This is a genomic window from Olleya sp. AS48, assembly GCF_038900355.1.
GTDB lineage: Bacteria > Bacteroidota > Bacteroidia > Flavobacteriales > Flavobacteriaceae > Olleya.
Genome location: NZ_JBBMRD010000001.1, coordinates 16922 through 42895, shown reverse-complemented (window position 1 = coordinate 42895; position 25974 = coordinate 16922). Strand labels below are relative to the sequence as shown.

The following is a 25974-nucleotide window of genomic DNA, read 5'->3' as shown; positions in this document are numbered from 1 at the left end:
TTGAATACTAAAAATTAAACATCTAAAATTTACGACGCTAACTATACGCTTCTAGAATCTTTAAGTATTGCTAGCTTTTTACTCCAAACTACACTCATACTGTAAAAACCAAATCTATCTGTTATTTTTCCATAACATCTATAAACACCTAGACCGTTAACAGGAAACTGATTAACAACATCTGTAAAATGTACTGCATCAAAATAGGCACCTTTTTGGTCAACAAATGTACTAAGTCGCATTAGTTTGCCTTGTGACGTTTTGTTAAAACGTGTGGTCACTAAATTTCCGTAAATAAGCATGTTTTTGCCAATAAATTGATTCATTTGATCTGCAAAAAATCCATCATTCTTAGTTTCACTTATTAAATCAAAATAATTACATAACGGAAATCCAAGTAACTCCATTTGGTCATAAGCATTTTCAATCCAATTATTATCTAGTTTGGGTAATGTAAATTGCTTATGATCTGTTTTAAATAATCTGGATTGTATGGTCTCTTTTTCTTTAGCGTTCAATTTAAAAATAGCTTCCCACAGTAATTTTACTTTAGATTTATTAGTAAACCTAAATGCATCAATCCTTATTAGAATGGTTAATTGTTCAATAGTAATCAAAATCCTATCGATAAAATCATCTAAAGATTTAAATGGACCATGTAATTGTCTTTCAGTTAAAACCCTATTAACAGTATAATCTTCTAAGTTTTTTAAATATCCAAATCCTAAGTAAATTGAGGTACCAATTAATCTATTTGGATGATCGCTTTTATTAATACATGGTAAGCAAATCGTAGCACCTTGTTGCCTAGCTTCATGAAAATAATGTTCTGCGCTATAAAAACCACCTCCATTATTAAGTACAGCAGTCATAAACTCCAACGGGAAATAGCATTTTAAATATAAACTTTGATAACTTTCTACTGCGTAAGATGCCGAGTGTCCTTTCGCGAAAGCGTAACCAGCAAAACTTTTAATTTGATTCCAAACTTCAAAAATTAAGTTGTCAGCATACCCTTTGTTTCTGCAATTAGCAATAAACTTTTCCTCGACTGCTTCAAATTCTTTTCTTGACCTAAACTTACCACTCATCCCTCGCCTAAGTACATCTGCTTCGCCTAAAGTTAAATCTGCAAACTGATTTGCCACTTTTAATACATCCTCTTGATATACCATTACACCATAGGTTTCTGGCATAATATTATATAATATTTGATGTGCCTCTTTGCGTTTTTCTGGATGACGATGTCTTTTAATAAACTCTTCTTTCATACCAGAACCCGATACGCCTGGTCTAATAATTGAACTAGCTGCGACTAAACCTAAATAATCTTGAGTTTGTAATTGTTGCATCAAGCCACGCATAGCAGGAGACTCGACATAATAAGCACCAATTGCACCACCAGATTTTAATAAATTATTAATTTTGGGATCTTTTTTAAAAGCCTCCACATTTGTAATATCTATTGGTGGTATTTCTGGTCTATTTTCTGCAATAATTTCTAGTGCTTCTTTAATTTTTGCCAAACCACGTTGTCCCAAAATATCAAATTTAAACACGCCAACATCTTCTGCAATAATCATATCAAATTGTACCGTAGAAAACCCTTTTGGAGGTAAATCTGTCGCAGAATAATAATGCACAGGCTTATCTAATATTAATATTCCTGCGGAATGCACGCTTAAATGATTTGGAAAACCTTCAATTAATTTACCATATTTTAAAACCAGTTTTGAAATATCATCCAAATCAGAGACATCATAATTATTCTTACTAAGCTTATCTATTTCTTCTTTTGGCAAACCAAAAACCTTACCTAACTCTCTAACAACTGCTCTATATTTAAACGTATTGTAGGTTGCTAATAATGCTGTGTGCTTAAATCTTCTAAAAATATAATCTGTCACATCCTCACGATCCTTCCATGAAAAATCAATATCAAAATCTGGTGGAGATGCCCTGTATGGATTTATAAAACGTTCAAAATACAAATCTAACTCGATTGGATCTACGTCTGTAATCCCAATAATATAAGCAACTATACTATTGGCACCACTACCACGTCCAACATGAAAATAACCTTTACTTTTAGCATAAGACACGATATCGTTATTGATAAGAAAAAAGGACACAAAATTCATGGATTTTATAGTCTCTAATTCGGTTTTTAAACGCGTAAATACTTTTGATGTTGGATTAGCATAGCGTTTTGGCAAACCTTGATCACATAATTTTTCTAGTAGTAAACAATCATTTTCAAACGAGTCTGTGTATAGTTTTTGATTTTGAGATTCTCTCTCATCACCAAAGCCAAAATTGATATCGCATTGCTTAATTAGGTTTTTTGTGTTTTCTATTATAAAAGGAAATTCAGCTAAAGCTGTATTTAATTCGTCCAAAGACAACATTTTATCCAATGGGTTACACTCTTCCGTTTTTTCAAGTTTACTTAATAATGTATTATTATCTATGGCTCTTAATAATCTGTGTGCATTAAAATCTTTTTTATCTCTAACGGTTACTGGTTGTAATAAAACAATTTTACTTTGTTGTTGTTTTATTTTTGAAAACCTAAGCTTACGCAAATCGTTAATTGACACGCCTACAAACTCGTTTTTAGCAAAAGTATTTTTATTTTGCTGCAATACTTTTTCAAAAGGGTAGATTATAAAAGCATTATCAAATGTTGGTGCAATATCAGGTAGTTTTATTTTTTGCTCGGAATGCTTAGACAAAAATTGGTTTAAGGCTTTAAAACCCTCATTATTTTTTGCTAAGCCTACATAATTTTGCTGTGCTCCAACCCTAAAATCGATACCAATTATTGCTTTAATTTTGCGTTTTTTTGCGTGACGTACAAAATTTAAACAAGCAGATGTATTGTTAATATCTGTCAACGCTACAGCATCCAAAGCATTAGCTTGTGCTAAATCTAAAAGGTCGGTTTCAGAAAAAGTTCCAAAACGTAAGGAGTAATATGTGTGACAGTTTAAATACATTATTGGTTACGATGTGCTAGTAAAATTGGTGGTTCGCCATTAAAAGGGTTATCAAATCTACCAATGGTTTTTGCTCCCATTGCAGACGCTCTCATGATGCTTAAGTCACCATATCTGTTTCTTATGGTATCCATAGCATTGTAAAGACTTAGCATTTCTTCGGTATCATCAAAAAGGTCAATTTGATAACTTCCTGTTACGATATCACTAATTTTTACACCAACTAATCGGATTAATAATCTACGTTGGTATAGTTTTTCAAACAGCTCTAAAACCTTAGGAATTATAACATGGTCTGCACTAGAATATGATATTTTAATTTGTTTAGAATAGGTATTAAAATCTGAATATCTAATTTTTACACTTAGTGTTCCTGCTAGTTTATTACCCTTTCTTAATTGAAATGCTAAATTTTCTGCCATAGCAAAAATGGTGGTTCTAAGCTTGACCATGTCAATGGTATCTTTTCCAAAAGTACGCTCTGTAGACAGTGATTTACGCTCATAAAAAGGAACTAAAGGTGGATTATCAATACCATGTGCACGCTTCCAAATAGTACGTCCATTTTTGCCCAATGCGCTAATCATCATCTCTAGTGGCATTTGTTGGATGACGCTAATTTTATCCACTCCTAAACCTCTTAACACCTGATAGGTTTTTTCTCCTACAGATGGTATTTTACGAATGGATAATGGTGCCAAAAAATCTTTTTCAAAACCAGAATCTATCTGTAATTGGTTATTTGGTTTAGCTTCACCAGTTGCTACTTTAGATACAATTTTATTGGCAGACAATCCAAACGAAATGGGTAATCCAGAGTCTTTAATTATTTTTTGTCTAAGCTCTGACGCGTATTTATAACAGCCATAAAACTTATCCATTCCTGATAAATCTGCGTAAAACTCGTCCACACTTGCTTTTTCAAATACAGGTACTTTTTCTTTTATAATCTCTGTAACTTGATGCGAAAATTTTGTGTAAATCGAAGCATTTCCTCTAATTACTGTAGCTTCTGGACATAAGCGTCTAGCAACTTTCATGGACATACCAGAATGTATACCAAACACTCTAGTCTCATAACTACAAGCTGCCACTACACCTCTATCTCCTGTACCTCCAACTAATAAAGGTTTTTTTTGTAAACGACTATCTATTAGTCGCTCGCATGAGACAAAAAAAGTGTCTAAATCTAGATGTAAAATATTATTTTGCATGCTACAAAATTAGCTACATATTTAAGTAATTATTGCTTATATTTGTAGTATTATGAATTATATATCTAAAAACATAAAACATTTAAGAAATCTCAAAAAGCTATCTCAAGAGGGAATTGCCGAAGAGTTAAATGTTACCAGATCGCGAATTGGCTCTTACGAAGAGAACCGATCTGCACCTACATTAGAGTTTTTAATTGCGTTTTCAGATTACTTTAAAATACCCATAGATATTTTACTGCGCAACGACTTAACTAAAGCTAAAGATTTCTCTTTTATAGAGTTAAATAATCAACGTGTCCTATTTCCAATTACTGTTGATGATGATAATGAAAATTTAATTGAAGTCGTGCCTGTTAAAGCTTCGGCTGGATATTTAGCAGGTTATGACGATCCTGAATATATTGAGCAACTTCAAAAAATAAAACTGCCTTTTCTTCCTACAGGAAAACATCGTGCATTTCCTATAAAAGGAGACTCGATGTTACCAATGAAGGATGGCTCGTTTGTTATTGGTCGTTTTGTAGAAAATAGAAGCGAAATTAAAAGTGGCAGAACCTATGTTTTAGTTACTTTAAATGACGGTATGGTTTATAAACGTGTGTATAATAATATTGATTTAAACAACTCATTATTACTAATATCAGACAATAAAACCTATAATGACTATAGTGTACCAATTAATGAAGTATTAGAAATTTGGGAATTTACATGCAGTATTAATACACAAGAATACACACAAGAAGAGTTAAAAATTAGCAGTATTCTAGGTATGTTTAACGAGTTAGGTGTCGAATTAAAAGCTTTAGAGAAGTCTATAAAATGATATATACAATTATTGATGTTGAAACCAGTGGGTCTAAAAATAAGATTACTGAAATTTCAATTTTTAAATATGATGGCAAACAGGTTATTGACGAGTTTACCTCTTTAGTTAATCCAGAGGTTTACATCCCAGATTTTATTACATCTTTAACAGGTATTGACAATGCTACTGTTGCAGACGCACCTACGTTTGCAGAAGTAGCAAATGCTATTTTAGCAATAACTGAAGGCACTACTTTTGTTGCACATAATGTTAACTTTGACTATAATGTTATTAGAAATGAATTTAAAGCTTTAGGTATTGAATTTAACAGAAAAAAACTATGCACAGTCCGCTTATCTCGAAAGCTATTACCAGGTCATAAATCGTATAGCCTAGGAAAATTATGCAAGTCACTAAATATTAATATTGTAGACAGACATAGAGCAAGAGGTGACGCAGAGGCAACCGTTGTTTTATTTGAAATGTTACTTAATCAAGAAGAAACCGAAAAGGTCTTTGCTGAATTTTTAAAAAAATCGTCTAAAGAAGCCACATTACCTTCTCACTTACCAACCACTGTTTTTAATAATTTACCAAATTCAGCAGGTATTTACTATTTTAAAAATAAAAAAGGACAGATTATATATATTGGTAAAGCAAAAGACATTAAAAAACGTGTTTTAAGTCACTTTTACAGTAAAGCACAAAAGTCCTTAGACTTATGTCGTAATACTGCAGATATAGACTTTGAGTTGTCAGGAAGCGAGATTATTGCTTTACTAATGGAAGACGCAGCAATCAAGCAGCACTACCCAGAATACAACGTCGTATCCAAACGCACTCCAAAAGCGTATGCTATTTTTAGTTATGAAGACAGACAAGGCATCACGCATTTAGCATTTAACACACTAAAAGCTACACCAAATCCAATAGAAACGTTTTCTAATATTACAGACTGTAGACAATATCTAGAGCTACTCTGTACTAAGTTTTCGTTATGCCCTAAATTTTGTCATTTACAAGATGGTGTTGCACAATGTTCGCATTACAAAATAACAACCTGTAAAGGTGTTTGCGCAAACGAAGAAAGTGTAACAAATTACAATTTACGAGTAACCTCAGCAATTGATTACATTAATAACAACAAAGAAAACGTAGTATTAAAACAACAAGGAAGACATAGTCAAGAGGAAGCTTTTGTGCTAATTAAAAATGGTATATACTTGGGATATGGCTTTATAGACAAGTCTGAACAAGTCAATAATCCAGAAGATCTAGAAACCTTTTTGATACCACAAAAAGATAATCTAGATGTTTGGAAAATATTACGAACGGTTTTGAAGTGATAATAATTAAAACAAAAAAATATCACCAAATACAGTGATTAAAAAAAGTTGAATTCCATTTATATTGCAGTCAATAATTAAGCTTTTATTTAATAAAAGCAAATAGTTAATATTAAACACTGACGTAAAGGATTACAACATATGGTTCCAATAGAAGAAGCTAATAAATACATTAAAAAACATCAAAAACCAGAAGTTGATCGTTTTGACTTTAGATTATTCTCTACACCTTATAGGATACTAGCTAAAATTTTAGGAGGTATTGAAAAAGACAAACGCATAAGATATAATGTCACAGATTTTATAGAGGCTTTTGACAATCCTATCACTGTTAATCCTTGGGCAAATCAGGAAGGCATGCGTTTAGGAATACAACTTTATGGAGTCGTACAAGCACCATATTTGTCTGCCATGTGGGATTTTATGAACACCCTTCCTTATCAAACAGATTACAAGCGTAAAGCTTTTAGATCTAAACCATCTAAAGATATTTTAATTAACAAACTAAATCATTTTACTAGGTTTTTACAGCATAGTCGTATGGGTTTTGGTGGACTATCGTTACAAGAACATTTTCAATATAGCGTGTATTATCCTAATGCCAACAGTATTTTTTTAGCTACTATTTTGCATAATGCAGGAACCATGTTTGACCCATTATTAGACGACATTATTCAAGCAGAGGATGAGATTGGTGGTGTTAGTGCAGATATTATAAAAGCGTTATTACTGTCTGAAAATAAAAACCATTGGGATATGGTTGCTAAACTATTACTTGCTGCTCAACGTCAAGAAGGTTTGCGTCAAACCATTATAGAAGCCTTAGACCAATCTAGTCTTGGTGCGCTTAAATATATAATCAATAGTATTCTAAAAAATGATCTTACGCGCTTTAGCAGTGTTACCAGAGCTGTAAGCACTTGGTTTGGATTAAATTGGGAAACACCTAAAAAATCAGTGATTAATCGTGTGCTAGAGTTAGCACAATCTTTAATCCTAAATCTAAAATCAGTTGACACATTACTTAAAAGCAAAGATAACTTAGAAGTTTTAGTCGCATTATGGTCTATCGGTATTTTGGATGTAGATACTGCAAATCTTAAAGCTTTAGACATTGTTTTTGATTCTGAAGATAGAAACAAGAAAATTTTAGCCTTATATTTTATCTGGACTACAGAAAAAACAAACGATGCATTAGTACCCTATTTTATACAACATTTAGGTAAAGATTACGCCTTAGACCATTGGATGGCTGTTAACTTACCCTCGACAACCTTAGATAATACTACTTTTGAAAAATTACTTAGCGTTGCAAAAAATGTAACAAAAAAAGCAACAACCTTTGAAAGCAAAATTTTCTCTTGGTGGTCTTTTACTCCTGGTCCAACATACTTTTTTCAGTTTTTAATTAATAGTGCCACAGAACAGCAATTAGAGCTAATGGCTACTGAATTTGAAGCGTTTCCTACTGAATATAGAGAATCTTATATACGTAAAGTATTTCCTAAACATTACAGTTATTCTTTTTACAATTATAAACAAAGCCAAGAAAATAAAGTACAATTAGATTATGATCAATATTCCTGGAAAAGAGCTTTAGCTAGAAAAGCTATTTACAACAGAAATGAGCTAGTCATGGCTACAGGCTTAAATATTTTTAGTAAAATGCACCTTTATGATGCCGATTTAGAGATTGCTGAAGATTTATTAAGACGAAAAAACAAAGGTTTACGCACAGCTTTAATACATTTAGTTATCAAACTACCTGTGGACCGTTTAAAACAGAGTACTACCAATTTAATAACTTCAAAAAATGTAGATCAACGCATTGCAGGTTTAGAAATTTTGACGCTTTTACATGATGATAATAGACAACCTGATTTTATTAAAAAGCATATTACCAACTACAATCAGCGTCCTAAAATTACTAAAAACGAACAAGTCTATTTAGATAAATTTTCTAAAAACACACAAGAATATAATCTAAGTAATGGTTTTGGTGTTATAGACTACAATAACTTAACACCACTTTATCAACCACAAGTTCATTTTAAATCAAAAACAAATTTCTTTGATAAATTAGGTATTTCAACATCTAAATCTTCTGAATTTAAATTTAAAGAATTTATAGATTCTAATAAGATTATTACCCAGATTAACCATTTAATAAATTTAGTAACCTCCAACGGAAACTATGAATATCAAATAGAAAGCTATCAAGGCGAAATTAGAACGCTATATATAGAAAAGGGACTATATGCCATGAAACGCTTAGACGACACAGCAACTCCAGAGGACCATTTACATAACATTCCGTTAGCTAATTTATGGATAGAATGGTATGAAAAAAGTCAACTTAATGATTTTGAATTGTATGCTGCAATACGTTATATCAATAACCGTAGTTATCCCTTCGGAAACTATAAAGCTTTAGAACCTTTTGTAAGGCAATATTATCCAGATTTAAATGGATTAAATTTAGATGCTACTAAAAATTATTCGCAAAGATTAAATACATATAATACTATTTTAAAACGGTTATTTAGGGTTTATTCAGACACCAAAACCATTGGATCATTCAAGTTTTCAATTTTTGAGGACATGATTGCCAATTTTCCTGATAAATATAAACTTACTTCATTTCAAGATAGCGACAAATATTATACAACTACTTACCATTGGACTACTGTTATACTGCCTTTAGCACCAAGTTTTAGTGTTAATTATCTAAATCAATTCTCTAATAAACAGCTATTAAAGTATTGGTGTCTTAACATGTATTTAATTGCTCAAAATATAGCTTATCCACATGACGCTACAGATATTAAAATCATTACAGAAGCTAACACAAAACCACGTAATTTAGAATTTCCTGATATCCAAATCACCTTAAATCTTTACAAAAAAGGCTTAATTAATGATGACGATTTACTGTTACAAGCCTTACATTCTAGAGAGCTAATGACGGTTATTGATGGTGGCTTTAATTATAGGATGAATTACAAAAATGGCTTTGAACGCAACATGGTAGCTAAACACGTTTTTCTGCCTTTAAAAACTAATTTATTAGAAACCGAATTAGAGCGTGGCGATTTAACAACTCCTGCGACAACCTATATAAATTCCATCCATAAGGTTGAAGGTGTCGCTTATGTGTTTAGAATTTTAGAACGTCTAGGAAAAGACAATTTTGAGCGTGGTTACAGCTATTATGGTGATAGTAAAAAAACAATTTTTAGTAATCTATTAAAAAAGACAACCTTTAAAGACACAGAAAGCTATGCGGATTTTGCAAGATTGGCTGACCAGGCAAAACTACCTAAAAAACGCTTGATAGAGCTTGCTTGCTACGCAACACAATGGGCTGAAGTTGTTGGCATATATCTAGACATTCAAAACTTAAACAACGCTGTTTGGTGGTTTCAAGCACACGCTTCGGATTATATGAATAGCGAAAAAGAAACCATTATCTCTCGCTATTCTAACATCCCTAAAAGCGATTTTGCATTAGGAGCTATAGATATTGATTGGTTTAATAAAGTTTATAAAACCCTAGGAAAAACTAACTGGAAAGTGCTTCACGATGCAGCTAAATACATTTCTGATGGTAATGGACACCGACAAGTCAAACTATATTCTAGTGTCATGTTAGGCGAAGTAAAAATCACAGAAACCCTTAAAAAAATTAAAGACAAACGTGATAAAGATTACGTGCGCGCATTAGGATTAATTCCGTTAAGCAAAACTATTCCTGAAAAAGATTTACTAAAACGTTATAACTTACTTCAAGATTTTTTAAAAGAAAGCAAACAATTTGGGGCACAACGTCAAGAAAGCGAAGCAGCAGCAGTGACCATAGCATTAGACAATCTATCCCGAAATGCTGGGTATCAAGATCGTGTCCGATTTAGTTGGGCAATGGAAGCTAAAGCCACAAAAGTTATTATGGGACAAGCGGTTGTCACTATTGATGATACAGTAATCCAGCTATTAATTACCAACATTGGTAAAGCCACAATTAAAGTATCTAAAGCAGATAAAGTCTTAAAAAACATTCCTGCAAAACTGCGTAAAGACAAACAAGTTATTGCTCTAAAAGACAATAAAACATACTTATCTAAACAATACAGTCGTACACGTTTATCGTTAGAAAATGCAATGGTTAATCAGGACCAATTTACAGCACTTGAAATTAGTAATATGATGCAACATCCTATAGTAAAAGCGATGTTAACTAAATTAGTACTAATTGTGCCAGAGAAAAAAATCACAGGGTTTTACAATAATGGTAGCCTGACAGACGCGACCGGAACGCAACATACTTTAGCAGAAGACGACGTATTACTTATTGCTCACGCCTGGCATTTATACCAAGCAGTACAATGGGACCTTTATCAAGAATACTTATTTGCAGCGCGTATCACACAACCATTTAAACAAGTATTTAGAGAACTGTATGTTATGACTGCAGACGAGCGTGAACATAGTAACCGATCAGAACGCTATCAAGGTCACCAAATACAACCTAAAAAAACCGTAGCACTTTTAAGAAGTCGTGGTTGGACTGTAAGCATGGAAGATGGTTTACAAAAAGTATATCACAAATATGGGTTTATTGCCACAATGTACGCTATGGCAGACTGGTACTCGCCTTCAGATGCCGAAGCACCAACTCTGGAAGACATCTGTTTTCAATCCATAGATAACTACAACCGCATTCCGTTAACAGAAATTCCGGAGGTTATCTTCAGCGAAGTCATGCGTGATATTGACCTAGTTGTAAGCGTCGCTCATGTTGGTGGTGTGGATCCAGAAGCCAGCCATAGTACCATGCAAATGCGTGCTGCTTTAGCTTTGGCTTCTGCAAAACTATTCAAACTAAAAAATATTACAATAAAACAGCGTCATATCTTTATCAAAGGGACTTTGGGTGACTATAGCATCCATTTAGGAAGTGGACAAGTTAGCAAAAACGGACTGTCACTATCCATAATTCCAGTACATAGTCAACATAGAGGTCGTTTATTTTTACCATTTGTTGACGACGACCCAAAATCTGCCGAAATTATTTCAAAAATGAAATTACTGTCCGAGGATAATACCATCCAAGATCCAACTATTTTAGCACAAATAAATAGCTAACTTTAAATTATTAGGGCGTTACCTCGCTTAGACGAGGTCAGGCTTTCTGTTGCAAGTCCTCGTGCTATCGCACTGTGGGCTTTCCACGACAATCCTTAACGCAAAAAAAATCAGCATAAAATGATATTCACGTTACAACTAAAAAGATTAGGCAAAAAAAAAGTAAAAGAAGTCCCTTTTACTTTAAATCAAACGCCAAAAAACTTAGAAGCATTACTAATTGCATGTGCTAAAAATCAAGTCGATGCCTTTAACACAAAACGTACTGCAGTAAATGTCATTGGTTTTTTAACACCTGCTCAAATTGAAGAACAAGCACATAGCGGTAAAATAGATTTTGGAGACATAACCAACACTAATTTAGCCAACCAACAACAAGCTATAGACAATGTACTACTGGCATTTAAAGACGGATTATTTGTTGTTTTTGTAGATGACATTGAAATAACTGACTTACAAACACCTTTACAATTATCCTCTGACAGCGTCATTGCTTTTATAAGATTAACATTTTTAGTTGGCACTTATTGGTAGTATTTGTTGTTTTTGTAGATGTTACTTTTTCATATGTAAAGGATAATAACTTGTATACAAAACATCTTTCAGGTAAAGGCACTTCAAATTAATTAGCACAAAAACTATGCAAATTAAAACTTAAATCAAGACTGTTTTTTTTAGCTTTCATAATACATAAACACCTAATTTTGCAAAAAACAATTAGTACTATACTTTAGCATTTATTAAGGCCAATGATTAAAATTATAAAAGCAACTCCTGAAGACTCAAAGCTTATTGCAACTTTAGGCCAACAGACCTTTAGAGAGTCTCATGGACACAGTGCGCTAAAGGAAGATATTGATCGATTTATTTTAAACACCTATAATACAGACGCTATTTTTAAAGAGTTTGAAAACAAAAAAGCAGTATACCATTTACTATATTATGATAACCAATTGGCTGGATTTTCTAAAATACAATTAGAAACGCCTAACGCTAATTTAAGTGACAAAAACATTACTAAATTAGACCGAATTTATCTTTTAGATGCTTTTCAAGGTAAACAGTTGGGTGTAACATTATTGGATTTTAATATCGCACTATCAAAGCAACATAACCAAAACGGATTGTGGCTTGTTGTTTGGGTAGAAAATAAAAAGGCTATTCAGTTTTATAACAAAAAGGGATTTAAAATAGTTGGAGCTTATGATTTTAATATTTCAAAAACACATAGCAATCCTAATCACGTTATGTTTTTAGAGTATTAAGGCCCTATTTTTAAACTAAATTTAAAAGGTGTTTACAGGCGTATTCACCTTTTTTTTATGTTCAAAAAGCAAACCATTAAATCTATAAATGGCTGAATCCCGTGATATAAAAAATACTGTTGGATTATAAATTTGTAGTAAATAATTAAACAAATAGTATTATGAGCAAAGCCATTCATGGAAAAGAAAATCCTCAAGAAGCAGTTAAAAAAATCATTGCGCAAACAAAGCAAAGTGATCAAAAAATCTATCCTATTTTAAAACCTGGAACTTGGGTTGGTCATAAAGCTGGTGCTTTAAATTCTAATTTAATAAACTCTGAAAACGGACCAAAAGTTGTTATTGGTTACGGTATAGATACGCCTGATAATTTCGTGTTTTTAACAAAAAAACATTTAGAGACAATGGATGGCCAACAAATTACACAACAAGCGTTTCAAAACTTAGAAAATTACAACACTGTGTTTGAATATTCTGAAACATTTGACAACAAAGTAGTTACCTCTAGTGGTAATGATTTTTCTTGTGAAAGAATCTTATCCGTTTCACATATGTTAAAAGCACATGAGATGCTAGAAGCAGATGAGTTGTTGGTGTCATTGGCTAGGCGTACTTGTATGATGGCTATTTCTAGAAATGCAGATCAAGAGCTACTAAATAAATTTGTATACCTACATGAATACACCTGGAATGATGATAGCTTTGGAAATGCAGCTATCTCTGACATATTATTTATTGTAAAAGAAGGACGCATTACTGGACATATCCCATTATCTGAATAAAAAAAATTACACAAAGTATTTACTGTTATTTAAACCTGATTAACGGTAAATACTTTTTTATAACTTAAAATTAAAAGATTTGAAATATTTAGACTTTAGCATAAATGGAAGAGTGCAAAATTTAATGGTTGATGTATTTGATGCCATAAGTAAATCCAACGCACCTCAACTTAAAATCAACGAGATTTTAGAAACCAGAAGTATTTTTGAGTTAGTTTTTGAAATTGTTAATTCTACAGGATTTTACAGTCAAGATGAAAATTTTAACTTGATTAAAGCCTTAAATATTGATACCGACAATGATAATTTTGAAGATGCTTTATATGCGACTTGGATTACAATGGGTAATAATTTAAATACATCAAAAACACAAGAAGAATTTAATGCTAAGTTTGCTTTATTTGTGCCTATTATCCTAAAAAAAATGGAAGCTATTAGACGTATTGCTGTTTAAATTATTTCTTATAAAATTTTAAAAATGAAGTAATAAATTAATTTGCTTTTTAAACTAAAACTTAAAAAAAAGACCAATTACAAATCTGTATTGGTCTTTTTTTTTAAAGCTTAAACTTGTTTTTTGCTTAGAACTTAATTTATTAAGAATACGCTTTAATTAATTTATTTAAAGTCCATTTAGTTTTAAACAAGCTACCATCATCATGACGAAAAATACACAAAGTTTTACTATCATGCCTATCTATAAACAACAAATCTCCTTCTGTGTTACTACCAATAGTAATACTGCTTGACAACATTAACATAGACCAGTGTTTTCCTTTTTGATCATAAACAGTTGGTCCCAAAATGGTTTTTAATGTCTTTACATAAGCTTTTAAAGCTCGTGCTTCGCTAACGTCTAGACCATCTATATTAGTTATTGCAATCATTTTTTCAAAACTATACAGCGTAAATGCTTCGTCTTGAATAGTGACCACTCTTGGTTGTACTGCAATAAATGCATTGTAATTTTTATTAAATAAGTCGCTTGCTCTTTCTCTGGTTTCTATAATTAAATCTGTTTCCATTTGGTTTATTTTAAATCTTTGTTTTTTCTAATTTATTATTGGATATAATTACAACTAATCACTAATCACTAATCACTAATCAAATCATATACATTGTCATTGTTAACCATTGATATTGGATATAAATCTTTATTTGAATAAGTCATTTTCATATAATCAATAGTAGATTTTCTGATACCATAAATAAAATTGGTAGTTACTTTTCCAACACCAATATGCATTGCATTTCCGTAGTTATTATAGTCCGAACCAATTAACATGTAATTATCATAATCCGCTTGATATTTAAATTTTAATTGGTAATCATGTCTCATGGATTGATGCTTTAAAGTAATTACGTTAGTATTTAAAACGGTCAATTGTTTTTCTACAGAAGTATAAATAAAAGCATAAGTCAAATTACCTGTTTGGCTTTTAAGTTTGAAGGTTCCGTCCTTTTGTCCTTCAAATATAGTAAGGGTTACACGTGTTGCATCAGCATAAGCATTGTGTTGAGTACCATTGGATAATAATACAGCGTAGTCATAAATATCATCTGTATTTAAATAGGCTTTAACTTTATTAAGCTTACCTCCTGTCCTAATAATCGTATAGCCTTTCGGAATAAAATGATTTAAATGTTTAGGTTTTAAATCTTGCTTATCTTGAAATGCTAAAGTTATTTTTGAGGTTGTAGAATCTATAATATGATCAGTACATGACGTCAAAAAAAATATAGTAATTAGTGTCATTAATTTGTGCATTGCTATAGATTTAAGGATAACAAAAATGATATAATAGGGTTAGAATTGGTTAATACGATTTTCTATAGATTTTATAACCAAATCGATTGTATTCAATTTTTCAGTATATTCTGCTTTAATAACTAATTGTGAAGCCTCAATAGCTTTGCTAGAATCATAGTCCAGCTGCTCTATTTCCTCTTTTGTACATGGTTGATTGTTCTGGGTTGTTGGTTTAAATAAGTTAACAGTACCTTCATTAGACTTCTCCAAATCTTTTATTGTGATAGTTTTAATAGTACCCAATTGCGATAATGATAATGAATCTGATGCTACACGAGAATCATTCAGCGAAAGCGTAAAATTTACAGTAGATAAACTACGATACGCTACACCTTCCAATGGTTTTTGAGTCGCTACTTTTGTTACGCTTTCCGTTGTTGGCATTGGTAGTTGTAAAGTCACAACATCGTTTAACGTCACGTATTCTCCAAAAAGATGATCTGGCGCAATAGTGTGATATATTTTATTGTCTTTAATGGTAGACCAATGACCTTGTTTAACGTAGCGTTTTGAAGGATCAATAATGACCGTATATTTTAGCTTAGTTTTTTTTATGTAACGCTTTTCTTTATCGTCTTTTCTAGTAGATTGCTTTTTATATAAATGCAACAATTTTAGTGCAAACTCAGCTTCATCTTTTGATGTAATTTTAGACATGTTATTCTTTATATTTAAAACGGAATTATAAGCACCAACTTCAATATTAGAATCCGTTAAAAAGGATAATGCCTTATCACTTTTTACACTATTTGCAGAAATAAAAACACTGTCTTTGGCTATACTATTTTGTGGCGTCTCACTTGTATTTACAAAAAAAGTATTTGACACTTTTTGACCTATTATATAATAGGTTTTGGACGTATCTGCTACCAACAATTTTGTAATCTTAATAGGGTCTTCAATAGTTACTTTTGCATTGTTATTTATACACTGTGTGTTCCCTTCATGTTTATCCAACTTTGGCTCGTTTAAGGTATAAACAATCTCTATTTTTAAAAGGTCTTTAGATAAATGATAAGCTACCTCATCTCCTGTTAGCACAGAATAATCATTATGCATAACCGTATAACTTTTTTTACTGCAAGACGTACTTAAGACTAATAATAGTGCGAAAAAAAATAATTTATTTTTCATAAAAATAGCGTGTTTTAAACTGTTTATTGAAATAGATAATTGGTAATAATTGATGTATTTATTAATACACGACAAAATTAGATTGTAGGATAGTGAGCTGCATCACTGAAATTAATGATATCTAGAAATACTCAATTTTAGACGCTAAAATTTTTAGTGCGTTTTAAAACAAAAAAGCACGCTTTAGTTGGTGTATTTTTATGATTGTTTTAAATGTAATAAGGTGTTTACAATCCTTAACAAGTCCTTTTATCCGATTAAAATTTTTGGACTAATTATGGTTTAAAAAATAAAAAATCACCCATTTCAGTGATAAAAAAAACTAATGATAATCTCAACTTTGTTAAAACTAATTTTTCAACTAGTTGATAGCATTAAAACAGCAAAACTGCAAATAAAGCACTACATATAATGTCAGTAATTTTTAAAACAAAAATAGAAGCTACACTAACTAATAGCACTTTAAATCCAAATGAAACAAAAGCATTAGTGACTACTTTAGAGTTACTTAACTATCAAGATACGGAAACCTACATACAAGCAAAAAACAGCATAACCAACCAATCAACAACCTCTGTTTTTACAAACGTATTGGCTCAAAAACTATATTATCATCCTGAGGTTTATGCAGACCAAAATCAGGGATTAGCGTTTGTAGCTTCATGGTTTCCTTTGATAGATTATGGCTTTTATCCTGATAAAAAAAGTAGTGATTTATTAGTTAATTTTTTAAAATTCAGCTTAAGCTTATTAACATCTAAAACGGTTAAGAAATCGCTTCAAACTCGTGTTTTTAATGTTATAAAATTACTTGTACAAAGTCCGTCGGACGCTTCACTTCCAATCTCAAAATTTTTGTTAAATACAGCTTTTGATACCAGAGATTATTTAAGCTCAGACTTTATAATTCAGCAGTGTTTAAAACATGATATATTAAATGGACAATATTTTGTTAATCAAACCAATCAAGACTATACGTCACACTCTTTTAAAATAAACCAGACGTTTGTTGATCATTTTTATTTAGGCGATTGGACACAATTAATAAGCAATATTCATCACCTCTTACCTATTTGCAAACCTTACTTACCTAATGCTTATAATATAATAGCACATTGGTTTACTGATGATTTAGCACAATTTTATGCTACTAATTTAGATTATGCAGTACAAGCACTTCAAGCTATTAAAGAGCGTTATGCATTTATTGAAGATAAAAGTGACGCTTTATTAAATATAAAAACAAATGAGGGACTATATCCTCTACTCCATACATTAGCCAATAAAACATGGGATTCTGGTGATGTGATACTATTTAAACTTAACACTAAAAATTTAACGCAAACGCAATTGGACGCCTGCTATCTAAGATTATTAGATTGGTTAACAGTAAATGAAAGCAGTAATTTTTACAACGAAACGTTTAAAGATTATGCTAAACCTTTTTTATTTGATAGTACTACTAATGCACTACCTGTAGCATGCATTCCGTTTTGGTTTGAAAAGTGCCATCCTAAAACAGGTATTGAGACTCAAAAAACAGTTTACAATGACTTATTTCTTCATGCATTAACTAAAAATCCAAAGCCCAAACTTCCTGTTTTGCGATTAGATAATAGTGATTTTCAAATTACAGGAGCATATTTAATTACAACCGTATTTAAAATTGAAGATAATTTAAAAGAATGGCTAGATCCTTTTGAAACGGCAGGTATAAATAATCCTTTAAACCAGTTTTTAATACTTATGTTTTATGATGCTCGCGAAGCGTTATTAAAACTATATAATGAAGCTGATTGTGAGGTATTACAATCATTTGCTTTAGCATTAGCACACTCTGCAACAGAAACTTCAGACACCATAAAAACTAAAAACCTACCCTTATTAGTTAGCATTTTAAGTTCATTATGCAAAACCTCTGGAAACTTTACACGCGTAAACCAAATTTGGGCACTTAAAAACATTGATCATGCTATAAAAGATCAATGCAATTTGTTTGCGCAATCACATTATATAAATATAAAAGCACCTTTAAAACTTAACATCATTCAGTCTTGGTATAACTTTTTAGGCGATTATTATTACAGTTTAACAACGGAAGCTGTTTGGGTAAGTCACATGCTAAAAACGCAAGGGTCACGCACTGGTATTTATTTTAATAGTCTTAAAGACGATGTCACTTTCTTTTTAAATAAAAGCATCCATCGTATGCTTCATTTTCATAAAAAAAGTAAACAAAAACAAGAAAGTAATAGCGTTTTTACTACAATTACCACAGAGATTGAAACATATCTAGCTGATTTTCTTCAAGAATTAAATCCAGACAAATTAGACCAACACACGACCAAGTATATTTATAATTATAGTATTGATAAAAGTTATGGTTTTACAGATAATAACACTTTAGACAAAACCATTGCAAATATTTACAACTTTCATTTTAAAGAAGAAGCAACAACAAATATCAATATCCTTAGAGAGCATGGTCTGCTAACAAAAATAGACGCAAAGGACATTCCGATAGACAATACTTTAATCACTAAAGCATTACATAATTTAGAAAATTATAAAACCGAAACTACTAATAACACTGAACTATTAGAGGTTTTAAGCACAAAAATAGTAGCTTTTAAATCTTGGTTAACACAAGATACAACAGGATTACAAGCGCGATTTATACAAGCGCTTTACATGACTTTGTTGGACACCGATTTAGCACCAGAAACACCATTAGAACCTTACGGAAACCTTTGTAGACAATTGTTTGTACAATTAGCAAAAGATTCCAACATGGCTATGACTTATGCTTTAGGATTAAAAGCTATGGCTAACTCCGGAGCTTATTCTGATCCATTAAAAACAACTTTATTACAAGTTATAAACGACTTAAATGCTTAGACAATGACAGCAGATATAACACCACAAATACAACAGCAATTAAATTTATCCGCTTTACTAATTAAAAAAGGCCATAATAACGCAAACCTAAACAGCTGGTCTGGTTTTGATAGTGAAGACCAAATGCATATCAAACAAGCTAAAAGACTACTAAAGCTACATGGTATTACATCTGGTTTGCATTTACGCAACAGCTTGCAACGTTACCAAAGCGGACAAATGGTATCCAACACTTTTACTAAACTAGCAACAGAGCTTAGAATGGATACTTCCACGACGTTTGATGGTAAATATAATGCGTTAGAAAATCCAAAACTTAAACACAAATATAAAATGGTATGGACGTATCGTTTTAGCTTAAAGTACCAACAATTTATTGGTTATGAACTAGCCTACTACATTTACCTAATGCGCTTAGCTACAGTCGTTGGTTATATAAACACTGACGAGTTAATCTTGCGTATGGAAGATGCTAACGACACCATTAAAAAAACATTTTCTAGTTGGGGAGAATTTCATCGTAATGTGTGTTTGGGTGACGAATTTGTTTTAGGAGCAACAGAGCAGGACAACAGCAAATTTCCTGGAACAAAAACCCTTTGGGAACACTACCAACGCCTTAACGTACAACATGCCAATTGGTTTAAAACATGGAAGTAATGACTAAAACAAGACAAGAACTAATACAACATATTGAGCGTGCAGAACAACTTTACGCAGCTAATCTTTACTCGCATTTATCATCGCATATTACTACAGTCCAAGAACATTTTGAACAATTAAACGAAACAGATTACGCTAGATTTTATCGTATCGTTATGTTATACATTTGTGCTTTTGAAGACCTAAATATGCCTGTAATGGAGTCTTATTTGGAAGCTTTAGAAAGTCTAAACGAAGTCCAAGCTTCGGATTACGAATTACTTTGTAGCCATTACCAATACTGTCAGGAATCTGTATACAAAAAAGCAGTCGTCGCTTTTCCATATAATGATGCGTTACATCTTCATTATGCCTTAAAACTTAAACATGAAAAACGTTTTACTGATGCTATTTTAATTTTAAAATATATTTTAGAATGTTATCCAGCTTTAACCGAAGTTAGATTTTTATTACACGAAGTACAGTCGGAATACTTACAAATATTATGTGACACTGACGAAGCTGCAGATTACAAAGCTATTTTAGGTTTAGCATCTGCCACGCATAATTTAGACATTTTAAAAGGCTTACAATTAGATGATCAATTAGATCAAGAAAGTCAAAGTTTAGTGCACATACAATTAGCCCTTTGGAATAATAAATCTGCAGAAATTGCCAAACTTTGGAAAAACGAATGGAAGTTATTAGACCTTACACCAAACACTCGTTATTTATTAGCCGATTATGCTAAAACATTTATGCGTTATGATTTAGTTGCTCAAATTTTAAGAGCACCTAAAACACCTGATTTTCCAGAGGAAAACTTCAAAAATTTTAACCAGTACAAAGCTTACATGCAAGGTTTAGCAGATTCTGGTTGGCAATTAGCACAACATCATTATTTACTGGTGGGTAATTCGGCTTATTATCACACAGGTAACGAAAAAATATTTAACATTTGTGTCACGCAAGGTTTAGCGCAAAACCCTAATAATCCTTTATTATTAGTACTTAAAGCCCAATATTTTTATGCCAAGGAAGACTACAATCAAACAGGTGCTGCTTATCACGAAGCTTTTAAAAATGGATTACGCTTAAGCGAATATCTTTTTTACCTTTTAGAAGTCAATAACCGCATAAAAAACTGGCAAGGTATTTTAAATATTGTAGAGCAATTTCATAAAGGACAAACGCCTACGCTTAAAACCTTGTTTTTTCAAGCACGAGCCTTAGTTAATTTACAGCAACATGATGCAGCATTAAAGGTTATAAATGAAGCGCTTCAAGATTTTCCGCATCCAATGCATTCTTACGCGCCTTGGTTGTATAGTATGCGCATGGACTATCATAAAAAAAATCAAAATTACACAGCCTTTTTAGAAGACTTAAATGAAGAAATTTACTTTTACAAAATAGGTGACAATGATTATTGTCAAACCATAAATAGTGGTGTTGAAGCCCTTCTAGAAAAAGGTGATTATCAAGAATGTTATAAGTACGCCATCTACAACCACGAACAAGATAAATTATACCCACATTTATATCCTGTATTGCATTGGCTATGTTTTTATGATTTTTTAATTACAAAACCAGACTATTTAAAGGATGTTACAAAAGCAGATTTAGTTGAAACACCAACCTCATTTATTGATCACCGTAATAATGGATTTTTACATTGGATTTTAGGTGATAATAAAGCAGGAGCCAATGCTTTATATGAAGCTTCTAAATTAGCATCAAACGCAACGTATTACCTAAAGTTAGCCTTAGAATGTGCTAATGAAGGCTATGATAATGCACAAAGTCTTCAACTATCTAAAACTATTAAAAATCAATTTCCTGAGATTCGGGATTGGCATTTAGATTTAAATTACGCTGAGTTATTAAAAAAAGAAAAACATTATACAGCTGCATACAATGCCTATTTAGACCTTATACAAAGCTATTTAGAAGCCTCCTTTTTTGGTTTTCCTAAAGATGAATACAACCTTTTAGCACGCGCTTTAAAAGAATGTGCCTTAGGTATGGAAAATAAAAGTGAGTACCATAAGTATAACGCTATGCTTTTAAGCAAAGATCAACCCAACAAAAACCTTTTAAAAGAACAGCAAACCTATGCAAATCAGCACTATAAAGACGACTTATTTTTAAGACATAATTTACTGGAAAGTAATAGTCGATTGGATATCGAAATGACAGAAGCAGAAAAAGATGAATTATTACAAATCAAATCAATAATAACAACCTCTTATTTTGTCTAAACATCTTAAATTTACGTTTTTTATTACATGGCATTAAAAGCAAAACATACCTTAATAGCACTATTCCTTTTTTTAGGAATTAATACTTGGGTTATTGCTCAAACATCTGCTAACACACCATTAATTGACTCGTTATCCCAAACCTACGGACAAAACTTATATACCAATCCAATAGTTGCTAAAAAGGCAGCACAGGACTGGTTAAAGGAAAGTAAACGACTAAAAATAGATTTACAAACCGTTAGAGCGCATTATGCTTTAGGTAATTTAGGTAATATTTCAGGAGATTATAAAAGTGCTATTAAAGAAACAAAAGCAGCAATTACACTTTTAAAAGCGTTAAACATTACTAATGGTCTGGCTGCTTGCTATAACATTTTAGCATTGGGCTATAAAAACCTTGGTGATTATCCCAATGCAATGGATAGTTTTATACAATGCTTAAGTTATGCTAAGGCAAATGATGATAAAGTACAAGAGGCCAATGCCTATCAAAATATAGCCACACTTTATGTGCTTCAAAAAGAATATAAAAAAGCAACCGAAAACTTAGATCGTGCAGCAAACTTATATCGTGCTTTAAAAGACGATGATGGTGTATTGGTAACCTTATTTAACTTTGCTAATATTTTAAAAGAGCAAAACAAGTTTGACCAAGCCAGAAAGCACTATCAAACGGTACTTGGATATCGAGAAAAAGAAGGCAATAAAGCTGTTATTGCGTATATAAATATCAACCTTTCGCAAATGCTTGTGGAAGAAGGTAAATGTGAAGAGGCTGTTGTGGCTTTAAAAAAAACGTTAACACAATTAAAAGCACTTAATTTTACGTCAGATATTGTTATTGTGTTAAACGACTTAGGTTTATGCGAAAGTAAATTAGGACACACAAAAGCAGCTATAAATTATTTTCAGGAAGCTTTAACTTTAGGAGAAGAACAATCTTTACTTAGCTACAAATCTGATATTTATAAAAACTTAGCACAATTATATCAAGACGAAGGTGATTACAAAAATGCGTTAACTTTTTATCGAAAAGGAATCACTACAGTAGCAGAACAAAATGCTCTTGACAAAGAAAAATATGTTGTTAAAATACAAGAACGTTATGAGACACAACTAAAAGAAACACGAATTAAGTTATTAGAAAAAGAACAAAAATTAAGTGATGCCGAGTTACAAAAAGCCGAACTTACCTTAAAACGTCAACGTTTTGTTAGAAACGCATTTATTGCTGGTTTTGTGTTAGTATTAATAACACTAATAGTTTTAAGGTTGTTGTATATACAGCGATTACGAGTACAAAAACAATTAAATCTTCAACAAGAAGAAAACGCAAAGCAAAAAATTAATCAAATGATTCAGGATCATAAATTATCTGTAATAGAGCGTTATCAAGAAGGTCAAGATGAAGAACGTGCTAGATTAGCAAGAGATATACACGATGGTATTGGAAGTGATTTAGCTGGTATAAAAATAGCTTTTGAGCATTATGTTGAAAAACACAATTCAGAACCACAAGCCAAACGTATTGGCACTGCAATAGAAAATGCTTGTATTGACATACGCAGTCTCTCTCATCAATTACATCCTTTATCGTTTTCTAAAATAGGGTTTACTAGTTTTTTAAACGATTTTGTTGCACAAATTACTAATAACACAACCTTAGCGATTCAAACTTTTTTCTTTCCAGAAGAAGACATTGATAAACTACCTGAAGACCTTTTGGCAGATGCCTATCGCATTGTACAAGAGTTAGTCAATAACATTATCAAACACGCACAAGCGACACAAGCAGAAGTACAATTGACTAAACATGAAGACTACCTAAACATTGTAATTAATGATAATGGTAAAGGGTTTAAGACCAATAAAAAACAAGGTATTGGGCTTCGTAATATAAAAGAACGTTTACAAAAAGTTAATGGTTCAATAACTATTGATAGTAGTTCTGGAAACGGAACTTCAATTACCATAGACATTCCTATAAATTAAGACATATTGAAAAAAACAAATATCATTATAGCAGACGACCATTTAATGTTTTTAGAAGGCATTAACACCATTTTAAGTGACATGGAAGAGATTGGAGAAGTACATCTAGCTACCGAAGGAAAACAAGTGGTTAGATTACTTAAGCAGTTTGAAATTGGCTTAATTATTAGCGATATAAATATGCCTAAAATGGATGGTATTGAGTTGCTAACCGAGATAAAGAAAAAGCATAGTCACGTTAAAATTATCATGCTAAGTATGTTAGACAACCACAGAACAGTACATAAAGTTATTCAAAAAGGTGCTGATGGATTTGTTCCAAAATTTACTAGTAAAGACGAATTACAAAAAGCGGTTAGAACTGTTTTAGGTGACGAACAATATTTTTCTGAAATTATCAAACAGCGTTACATGGAAAGTGTTTTTGAACGAAAAAAATATAAAAACATTGAGTTATCACCTCGTGAAAAAGAAGTCTTAGCGCTTTTAGCTGAAGAATTAACGTCTAAAGAAATTTCGGAAAAACTTTTTATTTCTGTTAATACCGTAGAAACACATCGAAAAAACATATTATTAAAAACGGGTTCTAAAACAACAACTGGTGCTGTAAAATATGCAATAGAATCTGGTTTATTTGATTAATTAATAATTAACAGCTATGTTTATTTACCAAGCTAAAACCCCTTCTGCTTGAAGCGTTTTTTTTATCAAAACAAGTTCTTCATCATAAGAGATTTTATCATTTTTTGTTGTAATTAATTCGCCTTTATATATATGACCTGTTTCTAAATCAAAATAAGTTGCATAAACCCCTTTTAGCGGGTTTTGGTATTTTACTGTGCCTTCATTATTAACTGTTTTATCGCTAAGATATTGGACACTAGCTGCTCTTGACAACGCATTTTTATCTAAATAAACCTTTTTAGAGTCATATATCTCAAAGTTTGGCTGTGACTGCTCTAAATATTTAATAAGATCACGTTTAATTCTAGATTCTATAATATTAAAATTTGTTGCTTTATCCGATAACATAAAACAGGACATACTCCATTTGTTATCGTAAACCTCCAAAGGGACTTCAATAAACCCTTCTGGATGATTAGGTGTTTTTATAATTAAAGCAATATCAGAATAGATATCTAAATCGTCATAAAAATAATTTAAACGTGTAATAAACTTATTTAGCAACAATTGTAAGGCTTCAGATTCTAAATTAACATCAGTGGTTAAATCAATACTATTGTTATTAAATACAATTAAAGAAAATTCAGTTTTAAAAATTCGTTTAATAGCTTGCCTTGTGTCGTAACGTTTAATTGCTTCTAAATAATAATCATTTATCGTTTTTACATCCAAACCACTCATCGTTATTCCTCCATCCTCTAGTATTGTTTTTAGGTTTATATGACAATAAAATTCAATTTCTGGTTTATCCGCATTATAAATACGGACACTAAACATATTTGGATTCATGTTTCCGCTATTAAAAAAACGGTTTAAATTTTTAAAGTTAAGCTCACCTTTATATTCTCTGGTTAAATACTGCACTAAATTATTTGATGCTTGCTTTTTAGAAATACCTCCAACTAGCCTGGTAAATCCTTTGGCTAATATTACTAGTACAAATAGGCAGATACCTAGTATAATTACAATCCTCATCTTTTAATTTTTTAGAGTG

Annotated in this window: 18 protein-coding genes; 12 read left to right on the top strand and 6 right to left on the bottom strand. The window is 31.5% G+C overall.

Going from position 1 to position 25974, the window contains the following annotated elements:
• Positions 1-41: 41 nt before the first annotated feature.
• Positions 42-2999 (bottom strand): DNA polymerase III subunit alpha, encoded by a 2958-nt coding sequence (gene dnaE / locus WNY60_RS00115; protein ID WP_342861057.1) that lies wholly within the window; start codon positions 2997-2999, stop codon positions 42-44.
• On the bottom strand, positions 2999-4213 hold the full coding sequence (locus WNY60_RS00110; protein ID WP_145002074.1) for a DNA polymerase IV: 1215 nt from the start codon (positions 4211-4213) through the stop codon (positions 2999-3001). The genes dnaE and WNY60_RS00110 overlap by 1 nt, the downstream gene beginning before the upstream one ends.
• 52 nt (positions 4214-4265) lie before the next feature.
• Here WNY60_RS00110 and WNY60_RS00105 point away from each other — a divergent pair, with 52 nt between their 5' ends.
• The 7 genes from WNY60_RS00105 (at position 4266) to WNY60_RS00075 (ending at position 14010) form a co-directional block, all read left to right on the top strand.
• Positions 4266-5039: an XRE family transcriptional regulator gene (locus tag WNY60_RS00105; protein ID WP_145002075.1), complete on the top strand. Its 774-nt coding sequence runs from the start codon at positions 4266-4268 to the stop codon at positions 5037-5039.
• Positions 5036-6367: an exonuclease domain-containing protein gene (locus tag WNY60_RS00100; RefSeq protein WP_342861055.1), complete on the top strand. Its 1332-nt coding sequence runs from the start codon at positions 5036-5038 to the stop codon at positions 6365-6367. The genes WNY60_RS00105 and WNY60_RS00100 overlap by 4 nt, the downstream gene beginning before the upstream one ends.
• 141 nt (positions 6368-6508) lie before the next feature.
• Complete coding sequence (locus WNY60_RS00095; RefSeq protein WP_342861054.1) at positions 6509-11509, top strand: DUF5724 domain-containing protein; 5001 nt, start codon at positions 6509-6511, stop codon at positions 11507-11509.
• A gap of 120 nt (positions 11510-11629) precedes the next feature.
• Positions 11630-12043, top strand: coding sequence for a hypothetical protein (locus WNY60_RS00090; protein WP_342861053.1), 414 nt, complete (start codon positions 11630-11632; stop codon positions 12041-12043).
• A gap of 215 nt (positions 12044-12258) precedes the next feature.
• On the top strand, positions 12259-12774 hold the full coding sequence (locus WNY60_RS00085; protein ID WP_342861052.1) for a GNAT family N-acetyltransferase: 516 nt from the start codon (positions 12259-12261) through the stop codon (positions 12772-12774).
• Positions 12775-12935: 161 nt separating this feature from the next.
• Entirely contained in the window at positions 12936-13556 is a 621-nt protein-coding gene (locus WNY60_RS00080; RefSeq protein ID WP_342861051.1) for a hypothetical protein, read from the top strand.
• 79 nt (positions 13557-13635) lie between these two features.
• On the top strand, positions 13636-14010 hold the full coding sequence (locus WNY60_RS00075; RefSeq protein ID WP_261375336.1) for a hypothetical protein: 375 nt from the start codon (positions 13636-13638) through the stop codon (positions 14008-14010).
• Between the two features lie 142 nt (positions 14011-14152).
• Here the strand turns inward: WNY60_RS00075 and WNY60_RS00070 are convergent, their stop codons facing one another.
• The 3 genes from WNY60_RS00070 to WNY60_RS00060 all read right to left on the bottom strand — a co-directional run bounded on the left by WNY60_RS00070 (position 14153) and on the right by WNY60_RS00060 (position 16500).
• Positions 14153-14581, bottom strand: coding sequence for a hypothetical protein (locus WNY60_RS00070; RefSeq protein WP_342861050.1), 429 nt, complete (start codon positions 14579-14581; stop codon positions 14153-14155).
• Positions 14582-14649: 68 nt separating this feature from the next.
• Positions 14650-15324 (bottom strand): hypothetical protein, encoded by a 675-nt coding sequence (locus tag WNY60_RS00065; protein ID WP_342861049.1) that lies wholly within the window; start codon positions 15322-15324, stop codon positions 14650-14652.
• Positions 15325-15363: 39 nt separating this feature from the next.
• Entirely contained in the window at positions 15364-16500 is a 1137-nt protein-coding gene (locus WNY60_RS00060; protein WP_342861048.1) for a hypothetical protein, read from the bottom strand.
• Between the two features lie 411 nt (positions 16501-16911).
• Between WNY60_RS00060 and WNY60_RS00055 the strand changes: the two genes are divergently transcribed.
• The 5 genes from WNY60_RS00055 to WNY60_RS00035 are packed head-to-tail and all read left to right on the top strand — an operon-like array spanning position 16912 to position 24938.
• Positions 16912-19398, top strand: coding sequence for a hypothetical protein (locus tag WNY60_RS00055; protein WP_342861047.1), 2487 nt, complete (start codon positions 16912-16914; stop codon positions 19396-19398).
• 3 nt (positions 19399-19401) lie between these two features.
• Entirely contained in the window at positions 19402-20058 is a 657-nt protein-coding gene (locus WNY60_RS00050; RefSeq protein WP_342861046.1) for a DUF1266 domain-containing protein, read from the top strand.
• Entirely contained in the window at positions 20058-22301 is a 2244-nt protein-coding gene (locus WNY60_RS00045; protein WP_342861045.1) for a hypothetical protein, read from the top strand. The genes WNY60_RS00050 and WNY60_RS00045 overlap by 1 nt, the downstream gene beginning before the upstream one ends.
• Positions 22302-22328: 27 nt before the next feature.
• The gene (locus WNY60_RS00040) at positions 22329-24296 is read left to right on the top strand and encodes a tetratricopeptide repeat protein (protein WP_342861044.1); all 1968 of its coding nucleotides are present in this window, start codon (positions 22329-22331) and stop codon (positions 24294-24296) included.
• A gap of 6 nt (positions 24297-24302) precedes the next feature.
• Positions 24303-24938, top strand: a complete 636-nt coding sequence (locus WNY60_RS00035; protein WP_145002088.1) for a response regulator transcription factor — start codon at positions 24303-24305, stop codon at positions 24936-24938.
• A gap of 24 nt (positions 24939-24962) precedes the next feature.
• Here WNY60_RS00035 and WNY60_RS00030 read toward each other — a convergent pair whose 3' ends face one another.
• Entirely contained in the window at positions 24963-25955 is a 993-nt protein-coding gene (locus WNY60_RS00030; protein WP_342861043.1) for a hypothetical protein, read from the bottom strand.
• Positions 25956-25974: the final 19 nt, after the last annotated feature.